We start from the raw sequence: 19,931 nt of genomic DNA, 5'->3' as shown, positions 1-19,931 counted from the left end.
TTTTTAGGGAAGGCTACATTAATATATATACTACGTATGTATAGGAAATTTTTAAAATCTGAATTTGAAATAAAAAATACTTCAACTGGTATCAGTAATATTTCAATTCTAAACGAACAATAAAATTTGATTTAAGAAATGATTTGAAATTTTAAATCTTCAACTGGTATCAGTTTAAATTAATTCTAAACGAATATCAATTTATATTTTAAAAAACTCACTTCAACTGGTATCAGTTATATTTCAATTCTGAAGAAACTATTGGTACAATAAAGCAATAATTGATAAATCACACATCCCAACCCTAAACAAGTTAAAACACTTCAAACGTACCTTCTTTGTACCCACGGATTCCGCTACACTCCCAAAGGGATATTTTTAACAATTATATCTTCAAAATATCAAATAACCATTTTAAAGCGTTTTAAAGACTTTTAACAAACATAGTTATATAATATACCAAAATATTATTAAAATTAATCTAGCATAGCTTAAAATAGCTTAAAACAGTATTTAGAGTAATTTTATTTGCTTCAAATCACATTGAAATAAAAAATTTGCAATATTACAACTAATTTTTCATTCTACCAAATATTTATTTTAAAATAGTTGCAACTATGTTTTTTTCTTACTATAATTGCTATAAATTGGATTACCTGTAAAATGAAGTTGATAATGTGTTAAATTGTTGTTAATTTTTAAAATAAATTAAAAATAATTGGTCGTTTGGTAAATTCAATACTATTTATATATGTAACCAAGTGTTACAAGGGGTGCTGGTGGGTTTGCAACCACCAGCTTCAGTACCCTTTCAAAGAAAACTGAAAAAATAATAATACTGAATAAAAAAAAGAAAATGAAAAAAGAAAATACTTCAAACACAGAAACATTTGTAAAATTAGATTACAAATTATTACAAAGAACTGATATTACACTTCACCAAGCAATAATAATTGCTCACATTAAAAGCTACCAATTAAACAATAAGTATTGCATTGAAACTGATGTTGAAATGGCTGAAAAGCTAAATATGAGTTTATCTTGTATTGAAAAAAACCTTGCAATCTTTAGTAAAAGAAAAATGATTGAAACTAAATCATTCAAAGAATTAGGTATTTCTAAAAAACAATTTAAAGGTAGAAAAGCAAAAGTATATATTGAAGAACCTATTAATGTTGAAATTAAAGATGGTAATGGTGTTGCCATGGCAACACCAAAAGCTAAAGATGTTAAAAAACCAATTTCCGAGGTTACGAAAACCGAATCTGTTAAAGAAGAAAATTATGTATCAAATACCGATAATATTCTAAAAGAAATTATTGCAACAACGGCTTCAACCAAATCAGTTGAATATGATGAAAAAACATTAATGAATGATGTTATTGAAGAAATACCAAACACTATTGAAGCTGATGATTTAGATTTTGATAATCTTAAAAAATACAATGTATCAAAAATGGATATTGAAGAAGAACCTTCAAAAGAAAAAAACCCTGATACATCATCAATTCTTGATTTACCATTAACAACCGAAAACGTAATTAAAATTGATAATGAATTAATAAAACTAGGATATATGAATAAAGATATTCATTATGGTAATTGTGAAAGAATGATGATAATTATGAATGCTAAATCAAAATTACAAGTAGCATAACCAAGTGCTAAATAATTTTAAAAAAAAATGGTTAAAAATGGTCTTTTACTTTTTTACAGACTATTTATATATGTAACCAATAAGGATAAAAATTTTAAATGGATATGAAAACAACCTATGAACAAATTGATGAAGCATTAAGCAAATTTGAAGCTTCAATAAATCACACGGAATCTCAATTAACCAACATTGAAAACAATATGAATAACGAAAATTAACTTAATTATGAATTGGCTAAACTTACTAAACAACAATACAAACTTCATAACCAAGCTGAAGAACTATTACAAAAAGACAAATTAACCTATGACGAAAAATTATTCGTTTATAATAATTGGAATGAATCAGCAACTTCAATTAATTCACAAGCTGGTGCATTCTTCACACCTCAATACCTAGCACAAGATTTTTCACTTGAAATTATTGATGATGCAACCGTAATCGATTTATGTGCTGGCATCGGTATGTTATCATTCTTTGCTTACCATTGGAAAAACTGTAATGTAACTTGCATTGAACTTAATCCAACTTATTATGAAGTAGGTAAAAAATTATTACCTGAAGCAAATTGGATTAATGCATCAATTTTTGATTATAAATCATTCGGACATTTTGACCAAGTAATCAGCAACCCACCATTTGGTAAAATCAAAACTGGTCTTAACACTTCACTTAAAAATGAACTAAAATATAAAGGTTCAGAATTTGAATTCCTTACAATCAATATCGGTGAAGAAATTGCTGATTATGGTACATTCTTAATTCCACAAGGTTCAACACCTTTTAAATATTCGGGTTCAGATATTGGTTTTATCGATTTAAGAATGAAATCAAAAGGTTATAACCCATACCAGCAAGAACCATCAAGAAAAGTACAAAAGTTCCTAAAAGAAACTGAATACAATCCAATTTTTAATGCTGGCATTGATACAAGCGTTTATAAAAATGAATGGAAAGGTGTATCACCAACTTGTGAAGTAATCAACTTTGATTGGAAAAACCTTTACTGGTAAAATGAATAACAAAAAAATAAAAAATATGAAAAGTGAATCTAACAAAATATGTGCAACAAAATAAAGTAAAACTATCAACCAATGAAGTAAGATTATTATTCAATGATATTGATACCAATAAAGATATAATCATTAAATCTCAATTACCTTTAGTATTATATCTTGCATCAAATTTTTCATATAAAACTGGTCTACCTATTGAAGAACTTTTTTCAATCGGTCTTGAATCACTTTATAAAGCATTAACCAAATATAATAACAGTTCCAACGCTTCATTTACAACTTTTGCTAAAACGTGCATATTAACAAGATTTGGAACTTATGAAGATGGTATAATCAGAATTCCATACCACCAATTTAAAAATGAAGATAACCCAAAAGCGCATACATTTTCATCATTAAATAAAAATTCAATTGAAGATGATTCATTAATAAAAATTGAAAATAATATTGCTGATGAAGTTGATGAAACAATTGATGTTGATACCAATGATTTAATTAAATTAATTAATACAACATTGAAAAAAACTAATCATTCATACGTAGTTATTAATTATTTAGGTCTAGGATTAAAAGAAAAGAAAACATTCCAACAAATAGGTAATGAAGTTAATTTAACCCACCAAAGAACCCAGCAAATCTTTTCTACATCAATTGATAAGCTAAAACGAAATAAAGTCTTTAAAATGGCTCTAAAAAGATTAACAGACTATGAACAATAAGATAAAAGAAATGATACTGAAATATCATCAGAATAACCCAAAGACATCAGCTAATCAATTATCAAAAATGTTCGGTGTTTCTTTTATTGATGTTTGTGATTTATTAATACCAAAATATGGTGCATTGTGTTTATTTGAAAATAACGAATGGCATAATTATATTAAATAAAAATAAAAACCCCTTAGAACTAATCTAAAGGGTTTATTTATTTATAATTGAATGTGGTTATTAATCCTTTGAAAGATATAATAAGTTAACAGCACATCTTTCATATTTATTTTCAAGTAAATTTTCACCTACTACTTTATCATTTAAATCTTTGTTATTGTAAGTGATAATATATTGCTCCAATTCTTTTTTATCCAAACTTGAATATTTAGATTTATCAAAATCAGATTTAATGAAATTTATCAATGATGTGTAATCAGATGTATTCAACTCATTCACAGTTAAAATACCATTGATTAATTGACCTACAGCATCAACATTACCTTTTAAATTATCAAGTGAAATATCACAACCATACTGGTTATTTATTTCTTCTAACATACTATTATCAGCTACTAATATTTCTTCGCCTTCAACTAATTTACTTAATAAGTAATTTGAAACTATTTTAGCTTCATTGTTTTTAATTTGTGTACTCATAATGTTATTATTATTTATTGTTTAACGTTTACAAATTTAATTGTATTTATTCTATTACACCAAGATTATTTTATTTTAATAATCTTGATTGTTGAATAGGATTAAAGATTCAGATAAATATCATCAAGTTCTTCTTGTTGAATCCCTAAATATATTCTAGTTACTTGTGTTGATGAATGATTAAATAATTGACTTAAATATATTAAACTTCTTTCACTTTGTTTATCATTTTCCCATACACGCCTTCCAAAACATTTACGTAAACTATGTGAACTTACAGTACCATTACCAACCCCTTTAAAATGCTGTTTAAGCATCCTATTTATGTGTTGTGAAGAAAACGGTGTACCCTTTTGTGAAGTGAACGCATAACCTTTTAAATCATCTTCAAAATATGTTAAGGCTAATTTAATATGTTCATTAACTTTTAATGTTCTTTTCTTTTTGGTTTTACCTTCAATAATATCAATTGAATCTTTCCTTAATTCTTCAAATGATAGTTTGCTTAAATCATCAATTCTAAGACCTAAATTGATTCCACAAATAACCAGCAAACCAAATGATTTTAATTTATCATCTTTAAGCATTTTAAAGGCTTTATTTAACGTTTTATCGTAGTCAAGATATGTTGAACCAGTCATAATATAAAGTGTTTTAAAAGGGGGTTATTTCACCCCCTTGATTAATATTAAGCGATTGAATAAGTTTGTTTTGTTTTGAATTCGTTAGAACCATAGGTTTGTTTTATTTGGTCTAATGTTTTGTTAGATTTAAATTTCTGTGAATATCCTTCACTTGAAAAATACCACATCTTCTTTTTATTAGCCCATCTTGCAGTATTATAACCTTCAACTTTAATAGCTTTAATTAATTCCTTTTGTTGATACATAGCACCAGCTTTTAAATCTTCCAACCATATAAAACAACCAACAAATGAAATTTGAATATCACGTAATACATCGAATTGTTTTAAAGCGTTATAAAACTTATCAGCATCAAAATCTTTATCAGCTTCAAAATTAGTCTTAAATTTTAATTCATTGGTGATTGTCTTAAATTCTGAATGCATAGCTACAAAATCAGCTTGTGAATCATACCCACTTGTATCAGGGTGTAATTCTTTACATAATGATTTAAATAAATCTTTTGCTTCTTCTAATGTGGTAATGTTGTTAAAATACATAATGTTAATATTTATTGTTTGACACTTCAAAGATAATGTTCATTTACGAGAGTACCAAATAATAAATGAACATTTTTAATATTTTTTTTATGTGAAGCATTGAATTATATAGAAACGTTCATTTTTATAGTAAATGAACATTATTTTATTTATCAATAGTATAACCATCACCAGCTTCAATTGGAATAATCATTAAATGCTAGTTAATAAGGTTTATTTATGAAGATGAAAATATGTATAAGTATAATTTATGGGGGTGTGGGGGTCTTAAATATGCGTGCTGGCTATCCTATGAGGTGTTATTACGGTATTATAACAATTATACCTTTTTAAAAACCCTACATTATTACTAGGAATTAAAATATAAATTGGATTTGTAATCAATGTAATTGATTTGGCTAGTTAATTCGTGGCGGTCAATATGATACGTACCCACTTTTTAAAAGCATATTATAATTTTTGTAAAAATCTTTGTAAAATCACAAACTCAACATATTAATAATGAGACACTTAAGTGTTTTGTGTCTTTTTTTGTTGAAAATTTTGTTGAAAAGCTTTTTAAAAAAAAGGGGGTATGTATGGAATTATAGATTAATTTTGGTGTAACGAAAAAAAGCACCTTAAAAAAGTGCTTGATTTCTATTTTTTTGTAGAAGGGTTTAAATAGTCTCATTAGCTATTATAAATTGAGTTATAATATACTCAACTTCAATTGTTTTCTTTTTAAGTCTCTACCAACATATATAGAGTTGAAAGATTTAGACTTATCTCATTAGTAAGTATCTAAAGTCCTAAAAGATTACAATTTTAAAAGCGTCAATGTTCACAGCATTGGCGTTTTTTTTTGCTTATTCTCAAACTATTTATAACTAGTCACAACGGTTTCATATATGATTTGCTGCGTTAGTGTGATACAAATATACTAGTTTTTTACTTATAATATATTTTCACTTATATGTTATATACAATTATTTATTAAAAAAATGTTGATAACTCTTTTAAATGTTGTTATACTTATTGTTGGTATTATTTATATTCCCTCGGCGATGTGTGAAATGGTAGGATTTTCAACAATATCTTTAAAATGTGCCATTGTTTTTTTCTTGTTGCACTTTAATATTTTCCCTCGATTTTTTGCATAAAAAAAGGGATAACTAAAAGCTATCCCGATTCACTTTGTGTTGTCAAACAATAATAACATTAATGTTATTTTAAAGTGACTTCAAATATATTAATTATTAATTGAATTCAACTAAATCTTCATCGGTTAACTCAATTATACTATTTGAACCAATACCCTCTAAAGTTTCAAGACCTTTAAATTCACCGTATTTTTCAACCAAATCTGAATCTGTTGGATTACGACCAGTTAATTCAATTGTTAAATCTATATCTTGCTTTAGTTCGCTTTCGTTTGTGGCTTCTTTTCGGTAAAAACTTGACCATATCCATTTATTTTGGTGCATATTGGTACTAAATAAAGAATAGCTATCTAAACCTTTATAATCGATACGTAGAACATAAAAGCCTTTAACCTTTTCCCCATTTTCACGGGTGTAAAGAATTTCTATATTTTCGATTAAATCGTGTACGTGTTTTTGGATAACACTAAAATTATTTTCAAGTGAAAAATCGTTAATTGTTTTATCTAAATCTTGCAACCTATCGGTACGTTCTTCAATCTCTATTTTGTTTTTAATTTTCGCTATTCTATTTTTTAATGATTGCACTTTTCCTTTGGTGGTGTTATAGTCATTTATAATACGTTCATCATCGTTTAAAACACTATTCACCATCAATTTATATAATCTATCTTCTTTTATCTGTAAAGCTTTTAAATCGTCTTGAAATCGTTCCAATTGATTGTTTAATACTTTTACAGCATCGTTTGTTTTTAATTGTTCTATCAGTTTATTATGTAGGTCTTTAGATGTAAACAAATGTTTTAAGATGAAGCTTTCAAGTTTGGTAATGTTTACGCCTCGATTACCACACGTTACATAACCCTTACGTGAACTACTACATTTATAAGCGTGGTCTGTTCTATAATTTTTACCTTTTTTTGGGGCTCGACTTCTACCAGCATAATTGCGACCACATTTACCACATCTAATTAAACCTTTTAACAAATATCTGTAATCAACTACCTTACCACTATTATTACGGTTGGTTGGTAAATGGTCATTAACTTGTTGCCATAAATAAGGTTCAATTATAATTGGATATTCATATTGTTTGCGTTCCTTACCTTTTCCCAAATATTTAACCCCTTTATACACCTCACTTTTAATAATGTTTCGTATGGTATTACCAGCCCATTTTACATTTTTTTTATTAACGGTTGTTTTCTTTTTGGTGTCCTTATGGGTTAAAGTAATTGTACCTTCCATTTTATTATACCTTGTCGGTACACCTTCATTATTAAGAATTTCAGCTATTTTATTTGTGCCTTTTCCCTCCAACGATAACTTATATATCCGTTTAACCGTTTTAGCTTCGTTTTCATCAATTATAACATATTTATTTGTGTCCTTAGTGTAACCGTATGACATAATCCCACCACGGGTTTTACCCTCTTTTAAATTACCGTGTAATGCTTTTTTTGTTTGTTGTGATTGTTTAAGGATTTTGTTTTCGTTTATCGCACTAGAAATCGAATACTGTAAAAAACTATCGGGGTCGTTATAATCTGCTAAACGATTGTTAACATATACATTTATATTGAAATTTCGCACAATATCAACGAAATAATGAAATGTAAAACCTCGACGTTCCAAACGGTTTTGGTCTCGAAACCAAACGGTAGTTATTAATTTACTTTCAATATCGGAAATTAACTTATGTAATTGCGGACGGTCTTTGATTGAAGCACCACCACTAACACCTTCACCTTCATCATATAATTTATAATCGTTATAACCATTATTAGTAGCAAATTCTTTGCCCTCTCTTAATTGATTATAAATAGAATTACTTTGTTCATCTTCTTTTGATAATCTTGTGTAAATTGCTAACATTGAATTGTTTTATTATTGTTCGACAATTCAAATATAAGGAATTACAAACACCCCCACAACCTAAAACATTACATTCGATATCGTGTGATGGGGGCTCCTAAAGGGCCGTTGCGCCATTAACCCTGTGTCTTTCACCCGACCAACCACAGAATGAATTTTAGTGGTTTCCAAAGCTTCATGAAGCGTCATTGGCGGCAATATACTTGGTAAACGCTTCGCCAACATGGTTTTTCCTGCACCTGGAGGACCGATTAAAATGATGTTATGACCTCCAGCAGCAGCAATTTCCATACAGCGCTTAATACTTTCTTGACCCTTTACATCACTAAAATCGAATTCTGGAAACTCTAACCTTTTATTAAACTCTTCACGGGTATTAATAATGGTTTGTTCTAGGGGTTCGCCTTTATCAAAGAAATTGATAACTTGTTTGATATTATCTACGCCATAAACCTCTAAATTATCTACAATGGCAGCCTCCTTGGCATTAGAACTTGGCAAAATAAATCCTTTAAAGCCTTCTTCCCGAGCCTTAACTGCAATAGGAAGTGCGCCTTTAATGGGGTGTATACTGCCATCTAAAGACAATTCACCCATAATCAAATACCGCTCTAAGTTTTCGGCTTTAATTTGATTTGAAGCGCTTAAAATACCTATGGCTAACGTTAAATCGTAAGCGCTACCCTCTTTCCGTAAATCGGCCGGTGCCATATTTATCGTTATTTTTTTACCAGGGATTTTGTAACCATTATTTTGAAGCGCCGCAGCAATACGGAAGTTACTTTCTTTTATTGCATTGTCGGGTAACCCTACCAAATGGTAACCAATACCACCATCAACATTTACCTCGACCGTAATTGTCGACGCCTCAACGCCAAACACGGCGCTAGCAAATACTTTTTTAAGCATAATTAAAAATTAACAACTCAAATGTAAGAAAAGTATTTCCAAATAATACTAAATTAAATACTTCTCCTACTAAAAACTATTTTAATTTTTTTTAAGAGAAGCATTTAGCATGCATAAAGCGTGGTGTCTAGGACGGGAGACGGAAGAATAGTTTAAATAGAATAAAACTTAATCTAAAATTGAGTTATCACAATTTCTGACCTTCGGTTAATTTCGTGTTCTTCCTCGCTACAATCATCATCAGACTTACAGTGTTGAATAGGTTGAGATTCACCATAACCTACTGCCGTAATACGATATGCGGTAATACCTTTAGACTCCAAGAATTCCTTTGTAGATGTAGCCCGTTTTTGAGATAAATCTCGATTATAAGCTTTGTTACCTCTAATATCGGTGTGGGAGCCTATTTCTATTTGCATTTCAGGGTATTTTTTCATCAAATCAACAACAGGCTGCAATACTTTTTTCACATCTTTACGTATGTACCACAACTTATAATCGAAATTAATATCGTCTGTTTCTATAACAATTTTATCCTTCAACTTTTTAATTGAAGGCTCTGCTGCTATAATATTTTCAATCTCTATTTTTTTATTTTCTGCCTCAGTTTCAAGTTTTTCACGTTCTTTTTCTAGAGCCACTTGGGCAGCAATTTGCTGATTTTTTAATTCGATTTGTTTTTTCTCAAGTTCCTTTTGCTTTATCGATGCCAAAGACACCAAGGCTAATGACGCATCATTTGTTATATTTCGTTTAGCTCCTATTACGATTTTACGTTCGGCATCCTGATAGCCTTCAGCCGTAGCTTTAACCATCAGCGTGATTTCGCAACCTGAAACCGTTTTAAACGCACCATCTTCTTTGGTAGTATAAGTTCCTAACAGCACAGGATCTTCTTTTGAAACAACACGAATGGTTACCTTTGAATTTGCAAGGGCTTCATTAGTAGCTTTATCGGTAATAACACCTGCTACAAACTGCTTACAATCTTCGATAATTAAAGGTTTTAACTCCTTGAAACTATAAATATCGTCGCTTCCTTTGCCATTCATTCTATTGGATGATACGTAACCCGATTTTTGAGAATCATCTAAAAAGTAAGCAAAATCATCGAAACCAGAATTAAGCGGCAACCCTAAATTAGCTGGATTTTGAAAATTACTTCCATCAAACTTCGCCCAAAACACATCTAATCCACCAAAACCAAAATGTCCGTTTGAAGAAAAATACAAATCGCCATTGGCAGCCATAAACGGAAACTGCTCTCTGTGTTTAGTATTAATTTTAGAACCCAAATTTACAGGAGCGCCATAAGTGCCATCGGAGTTTATATCGACGTAAAACAAATCGAAGCCTCCTAAAGTTCCAGGCATATCCGATGCGAAATACAAACGCTTTCCATCGGGACTTAAAGCAGGGTGTTCCACCGAAAAACCATCACCATTAAAGGGAAGTGATTCTATGTTTTTCCATACACCATCAACCAATTCTGCCTTATAAATTTTTAAATGCGTGATTAACTTATCATCATTTACTTCTTTGCCTTTGTAATAATTATTTCTAGTAAAATATAGGGTTTTATGGTCATTACTGAATGCAACCGTCCCTTCGTGAAGTTTGGTATTAACCTCATCTGAAATTGATTTTGAAGCTGTACCACCTGATGTTATACTATCCTTATGAATGGTATAGATATCCAAAAAAGGTTGTTCATTCCACCCATAATAGCCTTTTAAAATATTGTTTTTTCCACTTTCCTTTTCAGCGGAAGCATATACTAATAAATCGTTGTAAGGCAGCATTCCAAATTCGGAATTCGCACTATTAATGGCCAAATTTTCTAAATGATAACGGTTTCCAATAGCGATGATATTTTCTTGGGTTTTAACAGCGTCATCAAAAGCAATTAAAGCTAAGGTGTCTTGCTTTTCAACAAGGAATTCACGCATCACACTGTTGGCATCATCATAGTTACCAGAAGCCTTTAAGGCTTGAACATATCTAAAAATATTACGTTCTGCTTTATTACTTTTTGTGCGGTTAACCAGGTAACCATAAAGGCGCGCTGAAGCTTTTAAATCCCCAATATTATAGTAACAGGTGGCTAAATTTTCAACAACGTCATTGGTTCTGTGCTTTCTTATAACCTTTTCATAGAGCGGAATTGCTTTCGCATAAAAAGCACGCTCAAAATACGTGTTTGCTTTCCTTAAATCATTATTAAAAATTTTAGGATCTGATTTATCTTTCTCTTGCGAAAAAGCCGAAAACAGCATCATAAAAGCTAGTATAGGTAGTAATTTTTTCATCGTTATGTTTTTAGAAAAATCTTGGAGATTTTTTATAACCCTCTTTTAATCCGAATAAAGAAATATCGAATAACAAAACAATTTCGTGGGAGCCTGTGTTATGATTTGAAAAGTCTGAAACCGTAGCATCATAAGCATAAGCCACTTTAAGCGCTGGCGTAACTCGAAACCCAACAATGCCGCTAATAGCATCATCATAACGATAAGAAATGCCTGCTTCGAAACGATCATATATTAATGAATTTAAAGATATATCAACATTAAAAGGTGCACCTTTTACAGCTCTTGCCATGAAGGACGGTTTTAATTTGAAATTATCGTTTACAGAAAACACATAACCACCAATCATATAAAAATGAATTTCTTCTTTACCCAAGGTATTCAGCACCACCGCATCATCCAAGTGATTTGCACGAATAAAATTAGGCGCCGATAATCCGATGTAATAGTTATCTGTGAAGTAATAAGCACCTGCTCCAATGGTTGGATAGACTTCGTTTATATTTTCGGTAAATGTAGGGTCGTTTGGATTGATAAGATTTCCTGTAAAAGCAGAATCGTATATGGTAAATCCTGCTTTTATTCCGAAGGATAATTTAGCATTATCGTTTATATTTAAAAGATAAGCGAAATCGGCATTAATATTTTTTTCGTTGATGTCGATAACACCCTCGCCAATCCTATCAGTTGTAAAAGTCATACCCATTTCAATTTTATCATTAAATGGCGTATGTGCAAAAAACGATAATGTTCTTGGACTACCTATTGTGTTGGTCCATTGTCTACGGTAGGTACCACCTAGATTTAGAATACCCAAATCGCTTGTTGCATAAGCTGGGTTAACAACACTCATATTATAAGTGTACTGCGTAAATTGCGGATCTTGCTGTGCCGATACTGTGTGGTATAACACAACTAAAAATAAAATGACTATGAAAAACTTAGGCATTTTTTGCTGTTGATTTGGTGTGGTATTGCTAGTCATTATCTTCTTAAATGAACTTGTCCTTGATATGGTTTTGTATCAAATCGGTTAAAATGAATTACATAAAAGTATACACCTGTTGGCAAGACATCATTTGTAAACAACCCTGATTGATTGCTTTTCCCATCCCAGAAACCAATGGCGGTGTTTCCTTTAAAAACAAGTCTACCGTATCTATTATAAATTTCAATGTTGTAATCTGGATAAACAAACTGAATGTTTTGTAGTTCGAAGGTTTCATTAACACCATCGCCGTTAGGTGAAAAACCATCGGGAATAACGAGTTCGTTAGGAGAACAAGCAGTAAGATCTACTGAAATAGCCAAACTGCTACTTTCGCAAACAATACGCTCTCCTGAAACGGTTGTATCAACTTCATAAACGGCGTAATAGGTACCTTGTTCTAAAACCGTCGAATCATCAAGCAAATTTCTAGTGGCCATATCATCAGAATCATACCAAACTAGTGTGTGGTTTATAGGGATGTCAAAACGCATATTTCCATCTTCATCTTCCAGGATATCTGCTATTATTTTTTCATTTATGCCACAAAATTCAGCCGTAGTAGAGCTTGCTATAGGATCTGAAACTTCAACTAAAGTAATAGGGACTTCTAAAGGCGCACTTAAACAGCTACCTACTTGTAATTGTGCAAAATAAGACAAACCGTTTTGTAGTATTTCCGAATTTGATAACGGATTGTTATTTTCATCAAACCATAGGATATTTTCAGTTCCTAAATACACCTCATTTAAAGTAGGATGGCCTGCTCCACAATGTAGTGTTACAAAATCATTAGGTGTTATAGTTGGATTTTCTAAAGTAAAATTCACTAACGTGCGTTCTATACTTTCACAGCCCGCTAAAATCGTTTGAGAGGCATAAATATTACCCGACCATGACGCCAGTTCTATATTGGCATCTAAAAGTGTGCTTGTAGTTTGGTTTTCGTAAAGTTTAATTTCATTTGAAGTTTCACTTTGAAGTACATCTAATAAATCCTGTACTGTTGGATGACTTTCCAAACAAAAAACAGCTGTTTGCAATACCGGTTTTGAAGCGATATCTTCTAATTTGAAAGCCACCTCTACAAGATCACTTGTACAAGATCCAGCAATAACTTGTTGCACATAAACAGGCGATGTGGTGTTTTCTAATAAATCGGTTGAAGCCAAAGCAAGCGTTCCTGCTTGGTCTGAAAAATAAGAAATAACACCTTGTCTTGATAGTGTAGCATCATTAAAAGCTAAATCTGCTAAAGTAAAAACGGCGCCATTTGCAGTACAAAAATTATTATCTAAAGGTTCTGGATTTGCAACCACATCGGTAATGGTATAAACCACCTGAACGCGGTCACTCTCACAGCCTTGAGCAATAGTTTGCGACACCCAATATTCATTAGCAGAATCTAAGGCTAAAGATATACTTGTATATGCGGGACCTGTTTCAGAGGTGTACCATTTTAATGATGCTGAAGCATCGCTATCAACCTTTAAATCACTTATGGTGGCATTTGCTGCCGTACAAAACATATTGTCTATTGGTGTTGGTTTTTCAGCCTTATCTACAAAAGTAATGTTGGCTTGTGTTCTATTAGGGCTTACACAGCCTCCAGAAATGGTAATTTCAGCCCAATAGGCTTTACTCGCATCTATTGCATCTGTAGAACTATAAGCCGTTCCATTGGTTTCGGCGTCATACCAAATTATATTTTGACTAGAAACATCTAAATCAGAAACAGAATACGTGGATGCACTACAAAAAACATTGGTATTTAACACTGGAATAGAAGCTTCTGAAACTACGGTTACCGTTATAGGTTCTGTTCCGATATCACAACCTGTGATGGCGCTTTTAAGAACCGCTACAAAGGCTTCATCTTGAGTGATTTCATAAGTATCTGGTAATGGCGTTCCGTTTAAATCGGTTACTGTTATATCAACATCTGCTCCTGCTGATATGTTCAAGTCGCTTAAGGTTACGGCCCCGTTGACTAAGCAAACTTCGAACGCATTTTTAACTAATGCGACTGGTTCTGGGTCGCCTATTCTAAAGGTTAAACGTGCATCAAATATATGATTTGTGCCTTCTTTAGTTAATCCAACCTCCATGCCTTGAGCTGTGTAATTATCAATTTCTAGCTGACTTAATCCTCTACAAGCAGCAGCATCATTTTGCACACTTCTAATTACAAAAACATAGTCGCCGTTAGGAAGTGTACTAACATCATTGCTGTTAACAATATTGATATCGATACCATCGCCTTGTGTATTATTTGTAAGTGATACACTGGCATCTCTAGGTGCAAATTGTTGTGGTTCGCTACCAAATTGATAAATATCGAAAGTCACTGTACTGTACGAGATAAATTCCCCGGAAGGACTATCGAAACCAAACTGTAAATTAGACGCATCACATCTACTATCTGGAACAATACTAAAAACAGGATTTGGCGGAGCTGGAATTAAGTTTTGAAGTGTTTTATGGATATCTCCACAGTGTATAAAATTATTGGTCTCAAAAAACACCAATTGGTTGTTATCTTGCATGAAACGACTCGCCGACAATGTAGACGTGGCATTTCCATTTACAAAACTTACATCTTCCGTATAATTTGTCCCGTTTATAGCGTATGTAACTGGAATATCACCGTTTAACGGAACAAATGCAGCATCAGTAGCATTGGTATAAGTGATTACAACATCATCAAGCTCGCAGCCCGTAGTTGAAGCCACTGTAATTGAAGGTTCGATATACATATCAAAATCTTCTGGAGGCACAGACACTATAGGTGTACATAACACAGTTGGCCCACATGTTGGCGCTGCTACAATATCATCAATTTGAATGGTTAACATTTCACTATCAGCTAATTGGAGATCAGGAAACAAACTAAACCCAGCCATACCATTCTGAAAAACAAGATCCGTTATGGTATTGGACTGAGTCCCTAAACTATTTCCTGAAATCGTATAAGACAAATTATAAACGCCGTTACTTAGAAGGGTGCTGTTATAATTTAAAACCACTATCCCATTACAATCTACTGTAACCGTCGCTTCTAAATTAAGTTGTTTCTCTATACAAATAACAACAGTGGCAGCTCTTTCGTCGCAAATTGGATGCTCTGGCAATACCTTGTAAGTAAAGAAATACATTCCTGCTCCGAAATTATTATAGATATTTTGTACGTTTATTTCGTAATCTGTACCATTAGTAATTTCACCTGTAGGAATGGCATTTGCATCGGTCCATTCACCGTTAGTATCGGCATCAATTAACCTTGTAAAGAGGTTTAAGTTTGTTAGTCCAGACATATCATCTGTTTCACATAAATTCAAATTTAAAGGCGTCCCTGGATTTGGAGAACGGCGAACCTCAACATCTATAATTGCAGTACGTTCCGGGCAATTACTAACGGCAGGCACGGTATAGGTGAAGGTGTAGGTACCAATAGGCACATTTTCAAAATCAAAAAACTCCTTGTTTAATACGCCTAAGGCTAAGTTTGAAGCATCTTCGGTCCAAACACCACCTGTATCTGGTCCAACAAGATCGTTAACCGTATCAATAAATATAAATAAATCTATGATATTGATGGCATCATCATCATCGTCCTTTAGGATTTGACATACGTTATTAGTTCCTGGGTTTTGGTTGCTCTCTCCTGGGTAACCACCTAAGTTTATAATTACTGTAGCTGAACTTGTATCGCAGGCTAAGTTTCTATAAGTAAAGGCATGAGCCCCAAACCTATTAATTTTCCAAAGATTTACCTCTCCCGTCGTTTTATCTAAAGCATTAGAGTTAAAGTTACTATCTGCTGTCCAAGTACCTCCTGCGGTCTCCCCTACTAAAACATCAAAAAGATTAAAGTTTTGTAAACTAGGGTCTGTTTCTTTATTACAAATCGTGACTTCTGCCCCTGTACCTGCACATTGGGAAAATCCTAAAGAACCATTAAAAAAAGCAACACTAACTAATATTACTCGGAATATATTGCGAAGGCAAGAATTCATTTTTATTGTATGGATTTGGGTTTAAAAAGCGCGGAAGATATAAAAAATCTCACATCAAATAAAAAATTGTGAGATTCACCTTTATTTATAAATAAATAATGAAATAAAGCACACAATCATTAAATAATTCCCACCAAAAACCACAAAACAATAAACATTCTCAATCCTTTAAAATCAAAATTTCAAGTTTTAAAAGCACAAACACTTTTACAAGAGCAAGCCTATAAAATGACTTCCGAATAAGTTAGAATATTAATTCAATAAAACAAAAAATCCCGCTAAAGCGGGATTTTTATTTATTATTTGGTAAGACGCAATTAGTTTAAAAACTTAGGTTTAAAAACTAACATCGCCCATGCCCAGTTTTGAACATCAGCAGCATCGACTTCTGGAGTATTCTTTAGTTCATACATACCATCGGCCGCGAACATTTGCGAGTATCCAACTTTTAAAGCATAACCTTTAAATGCTTTAGAAAATACTAAATCAACTTCAGTTCCAAGTGATTTTTCACCACTAGGTAGAGCTTGTTCGCCATGGAAATTTAAAACTTTTACCAAAAGGCTAGAGCTCTCGTTAAATGTAAAATTAGCACTTGCGTGAACATCTATCAAACCAACAGTATTCGCATGGTTCCCTACGTAGAAGTAATCCATAAAACCGTTGAATTTATGATTGGTTCCATATAAAGGAAAAAACGCTCCAGTTTCTTCAGTACTGCTTTTATCATCACCACTAATAATTTCTGCTCCAACACCTAACTTAATTTTATCTGAGGCTTTAAATCCGAAATCTAAACTAGATAAGAAACCTCCTTTTACATCTTGATATCCCGCTCCGTAAATCGCTTCTCCTGTTTGTAGATATAGATTTGCTGCAAGAGAAAAAGCCTTTTTACCATATTTTAAATGCACACCCATGGTTTGTAAGTTAGCGATATCATTTAGACCAATAGCATCATTTTGGAAACCATTGTTCATTAACAATAAACTTCCTGAAAAAGCACCCCATTTCTGACTTAAATGCGCCATATACATGGTTTTGTAAGAGAAAAACCCAGAAGTATTGTACTCATTCCCTACGGATTGGAAACCTGTTGGATCTGAATAATCTTGATTAAAAGCTAAAGCCACATCTACAGCAAAATCATTTTTCTTGTACTTAATTAACCCTGCATCATGGTTACGTCCTTGTTGTGCCCAATCTAAACCCCCTAGAATACGCTGATCGTCGTAAGACAATACTTGACGTCCTAATTTCGTAGACCAGCCTTCACCAAGTTTAATTTCAGCCCAAGCTTGAAAAATTGAAAATGAATTATTAGCATCTTCTGGTTTAATTTGTCTGTTTTCACCCCAAACAAAAACATCTTGGAGACTAACAAATACTTTGTAATGATCTGTTTTATAGCCTGCATTTAACCTTACTCTGGTAGAAATTCCGTATCCTGGCTCTACATTTTCTGGAATTAAAGATCCGAATCCATGACGGTATTCTGTACGGGGTCTCAATTCGCCATCTAATGAAAATTGTGCTTGTGCCCACTGTATAGATGCTAAAAATAGCGCCAAAATTAAGTATTGTTTTCTCATGTGTTTGTTTTTAAGTTTGATTTGATTTTTGGTTTTTTTATTTGTTAACTAGCTTAAACTTATGCAGTTTAAAGATACTAAAACACAGCGATTGAAACAATCGCTATATTAAAGATTTGATAATTTCCATTAAAAATTTAGAAGTATTTTATTAATGCTCTAAGAAATCGATTAAATGCTTTCGGTATGTATAATAATCGTCGTGCTCAAGTACCGATTTTCTAGTACGAGGTCTTTCGAAGTCAATATTTAAAACATCCCCAATTTTAGCTTTAGGTCCGCTAGTCATCATCACTACACGATCGGCAAGGAAAATAGCCTCATCCACATCGTGGGTAATCATAACCGCCGTAATTTTTTCTTTATTCCAGATTTCAATGAGAATATCTTGAAGCTCACCACGCGTTAAAGAATCTAACATCCCGAAAGGCTCATCTAGTAAAAGGACTTTAGGCTTAATAGCGAAGGCTCTAGCAATACCAACACGTTGTTGCATTCCTTGTGATAAATCACTTGCTTTTTTATGAAAAGCATCTTCTAAGCCTACTTTCTGTAAATAGTATTTCGCAATATCGTGACGTTGGGCTTTTGTAGCATGTGGAAAAACTTGGTCAACCCCTAATAATACATTCTGAAGGGCCGTCATCCAAGGCATTAAACTAGGCGCTTGGAAAATCACACCGCGATCTGGCCCTGGTCCAGTAATATGTTTTCCTAAAACTGAAATATGGCCGCCAGAAATAGGATTCAATCCTGCAATCATCGATAACATAGTTGTTTTTCCGCAACCAGAATGCCCGATAATGGTAACAAATTCTTCCTTTTTAATTTGAAGATTTAAATCCTCCAACACCACATAATCTCCTTTAGGTGTTGGGTAAACTTTCTTTAAGTTTTTTAAATCTAACATCACTTCAGATGAAGGAAAAACTTCAGCTTCTGTAATCACTCTTTTTGGCGTATTTTCTATAATATTTGTAGTCATATCTCTCATTAATTAAAGCGTCCAACAAAACTTTTTGGTTCTAATTCTGGTAATACAATAGCTTCTTGAGCTTCTGCTTTACGATCGTTTCCAATCTCCATTAAGTACTCGATAATCGCATTTCTAGTTTCCTTAAAATTGGTATTATCATTCATCTCGGTTTTATCACGAGGACGCTCGATATCAATTTTAAATTCTGGACCTAGAGTCGCTTTTGGACCTGGTTTAAGCGGAATAATACGATCGGCCATGTAGATACCTTCATCCACATCGTTGGTAATTAGTAAGGCAGTACGTTTATCTTTTCCCCAGATGTTTAAAATTTCATCTTGAAGGTTTCCGCGGGTTAAGGCATCTAAAGCACCAAGAGGTTCATCCATAATAATCATTTCTGGTTTCATCGATAAGGCTCTGGCTACAGCAACACGCTGACGCATACCACCAGATAATTCACCAGGACGTTTATTAATCGCATGTGATAAACCCACCATATCAACATAATCTTTTACGATTTCGTTTAGCTCTACTTTTGTTTTCTTCGGAAAAGCTTCCTTAACCGCCATGTAAATATTTTGTCCTACGGTTAACCATGGCAATAGCGAGTAATTTTGAAAAATCACACCACGCTCATGACTGGTTCCTACAACTGGTTCGCCTTTAAATAAAACCTCACCGCTTGTAGGCTGAATAAGTCCGTTTATTAAATTTACTAACGTTGTTTTTCCACTTCCTGTAAACCCTACGATAGCTACAAACTCGCCTTCTTCAATAGTTAAGTTGATGTTTGAAAGCACTTCGGTTTCTGCGTCGCCTTGACCGTAAGATTTGTATATATTATTTAATTCTAAGTATGCCATTTTCTTTATGTGTTTATTTGCTGATTCGTTTATT

13 protein-coding genes and 1 pseudogene are annotated in these 19,931 nt (G+C 32.5%); 3 read left to right on the top strand and 11 right to left on the bottom strand.

The annotated features are described in order from the left end of the window. The first annotated feature begins 856 nt into the window (after nt 1-856). The 3 genes from A6I66_RS14350 (at nt 857) to A6I66_RS14340 (ending at nt 3,392) form a co-directional block, all read left to right on the top strand. Nucleotides 857-1,657 carry a hypothetical protein gene (locus A6I66_RS14350; protein WP_067150833.1) on the top strand — a complete coding sequence of 267 codons (801 nt, stop codon included), beginning with the start codon at nt 857-859 and terminating at the stop codon, nt 1,655-1,657. A gap of 230 nt (nt 1,658-1,887) precedes the next feature. Continuing rightward, entirely contained in the window at nt 1,888-2,670 is a 783-nt protein-coding gene (locus A6I66_RS14345; protein ID WP_067150830.1) for a methyltransferase, read from the top strand. Nucleotides 2,671-2,702: 32 nt separating this feature from the next. Continuing rightward, nucleotides 2,703-3,392, top strand: coding sequence for a sigma factor (locus A6I66_RS14340; RefSeq protein WP_067150826.1), 690 nt, complete (start codon nt 2,703-2,705; stop codon nt 3,390-3,392). 229 nt (nt 3,393-3,621) lie between these two features. Here the strand turns inward: A6I66_RS14340 and A6I66_RS14330 are convergent, their stop codons facing one another. The 11 genes and pseudogenes from A6I66_RS14330 to A6I66_RS14280 all read right to left on the bottom strand — a co-directional run bounded on the left by A6I66_RS14330 (nt 3,622) and on the right by A6I66_RS14280 (nt 19,897). Continuing rightward, complete coding sequence (locus A6I66_RS14330) at nt 3,622-4,041, bottom strand: hypothetical protein (RefSeq protein ID WP_067150819.1); 420 nt, start codon at nt 4,039-4,041, stop codon at nt 3,622-3,624. Between the two features lie 101 nt (nt 4,042-4,142). Beyond that, a complete protein-coding gene (locus A6I66_RS14325; RefSeq protein ID WP_067150815.1) occupies nt 4,143-4,682 on the bottom strand; it encodes a tyrosine-type recombinase/integrase in 540 nt (179 codons plus the stop codon). A 47-nt stretch (nt 4,683-4,729) separates the two neighbouring features. Beyond that, complete coding sequence (locus tag A6I66_RS14320; protein ID WP_245683464.1) at nt 4,730-5,224, bottom strand: hypothetical protein; 495 nt, start codon at nt 5,222-5,224, stop codon at nt 4,730-4,732. A 1,238-nt stretch (nt 5,225-6,462) separates the two neighbouring features. Further along, nucleotides 6,463-8,241: a recombinase family protein gene (locus A6I66_RS14315; protein ID WP_067150812.1), complete on the bottom strand. Its 1,779-nt coding sequence runs from the start codon at nt 8,239-8,241 to the stop codon at nt 6,463-6,465. Between the two features lie 69 nt (nt 8,242-8,310). Beyond that, a pseudogene (locus tag A6I66_RS14310) lies at nt 8,311-9,150 on the bottom strand (YifB family Mg chelatase-like AAA ATPase); the annotation flags it as partial. Nucleotides 9,151-9,323: 173 nt separating this feature from the next. After that, nucleotides 9,324-11,459: an OmpA family protein gene (locus A6I66_RS14305; protein ID WP_067150809.1), complete on the bottom strand. Its 2,136-nt coding sequence runs from the start codon at nt 11,457-11,459 to the stop codon at nt 9,324-9,326. Between the two features lie 10 nt (nt 11,460-11,469). Continuing rightward, entirely contained in the window at nt 11,470-12,408 is a 939-nt protein-coding gene (locus A6I66_RS14300) for a PorP/SprF family type IX secretion system membrane protein (RefSeq protein WP_067150869.1), read from the bottom strand. A gap of 35 nt (nt 12,409-12,443) precedes the next feature. Then, nucleotides 12,444-16,463: a gliding motility-associated C-terminal domain-containing protein gene (locus A6I66_RS14295; protein ID WP_067150806.1), complete on the bottom strand. Its 4,020-nt coding sequence runs from the start codon at nt 16,461-16,463 to the stop codon at nt 12,444-12,446. 317 nt (nt 16,464-16,780) lie between these two features. After that, nucleotides 16,781-18,055: an alginate export family protein gene (locus A6I66_RS14290; RefSeq protein ID WP_067150803.1), complete on the bottom strand. Its 1,275-nt coding sequence runs from the start codon at nt 18,053-18,055 to the stop codon at nt 16,781-16,783. 151 nt (nt 18,056-18,206) lie between these two features. After that, entirely contained in the window at nt 18,207-19,040 is an 834-nt protein-coding gene (locus A6I66_RS14285) for an ABC transporter ATP-binding protein (RefSeq protein WP_067150866.1), read from the bottom strand. Nucleotides 19,041-19,048: 8 nt separating this feature from the next. Further along, nucleotides 19,049-19,897, bottom strand: a complete 849-nt coding sequence (locus tag A6I66_RS14280) for an ABC transporter ATP-binding protein (RefSeq protein WP_067150800.1) — start codon at nt 19,895-19,897, stop codon at nt 19,049-19,051. Nucleotides 19,898-19,931: the final 34 nt, after the last annotated feature.

It is taken from the genome of Pseudotamlana agarivorans, from assembly GCF_001642835.1.
GTDB classification, from domain to species: Bacteria; Bacteroidota; Bacteroidia; order Flavobacteriales; family Flavobacteriaceae; genus Pseudotamlana; species Pseudotamlana agarivorans.
Note: the sequence above shows the minus strand (reverse complement) of the source record. Positions and strands in the feature narration are given on the sequence as shown.

Bases quoted from the DNA above. Each gene is read 5' to 3' on its own strand.
- A6I66_RS14330 (WP_067150819.1), bottom strand. From the start codon at position 4,041: ATGAGTACACAAATTAAAAACAATGAAGCTAAAATAGTTTCAAATTAC.
- A6I66_RS14295 (WP_067150806.1), bottom strand. From the start codon at position 16,463: ATGAATTCTTGCCTTCGCAATATATTCCGAGTAATATTAGTTAGTGTT.
- A6I66_RS14325 (WP_067150815.1), bottom strand. From the start codon at position 4,682: ATGACTGGTTCAACATATCTTGACTACGATAAAACGTTAAATAAAGCC.
- A6I66_RS14290 (WP_067150803.1), bottom strand. From the start codon at position 18,055: ATGAGAAAACAATACTTAATTTTGGCGCTATTTTTAGCATCTATACAG.
- A6I66_RS14315 (WP_067150812.1), bottom strand. From the start codon at position 8,241: ATGTTAGCAATTTACACAAGATTATCAAAAGAAGATGAACAAAGTAAT.
- A6I66_RS14320 (WP_245683464.1), bottom strand. From the start codon at position 5,224: ATGTATTTTAACAACATTACCACATTAGAAGAAGCAAAAGATTTATTT.
- A6I66_RS14285 (WP_067150866.1), bottom strand. From the start codon at position 19,040: ATGACTACAAATATTATAGAAAATACGCCAAAAAGAGTGATTACAGAA.
- A6I66_RS14300 (WP_067150869.1), bottom strand. From the start codon at position 12,408: ATGCCTAAGTTTTTCATAGTCATTTTATTTTTAGTTGTGTTATACCAC.
- A6I66_RS14350 (WP_067150833.1), top strand. From the start codon at position 857: ATGAAAAAAGAAAATACTTCAAACACAGAAACATTTGTAAAATTAGAT.
- A6I66_RS14280 (WP_067150800.1), bottom strand. From the start codon at position 19,897: ATGGCATACTTAGAATTAAATAATATATACAAATCTTACGGTCAAGGC.
- A6I66_RS14305 (WP_067150809.1), bottom strand. From the start codon at position 11,459: ATGAAAAAATTACTACCTATACTAGCTTTTATGATGCTGTTTTCGGCT.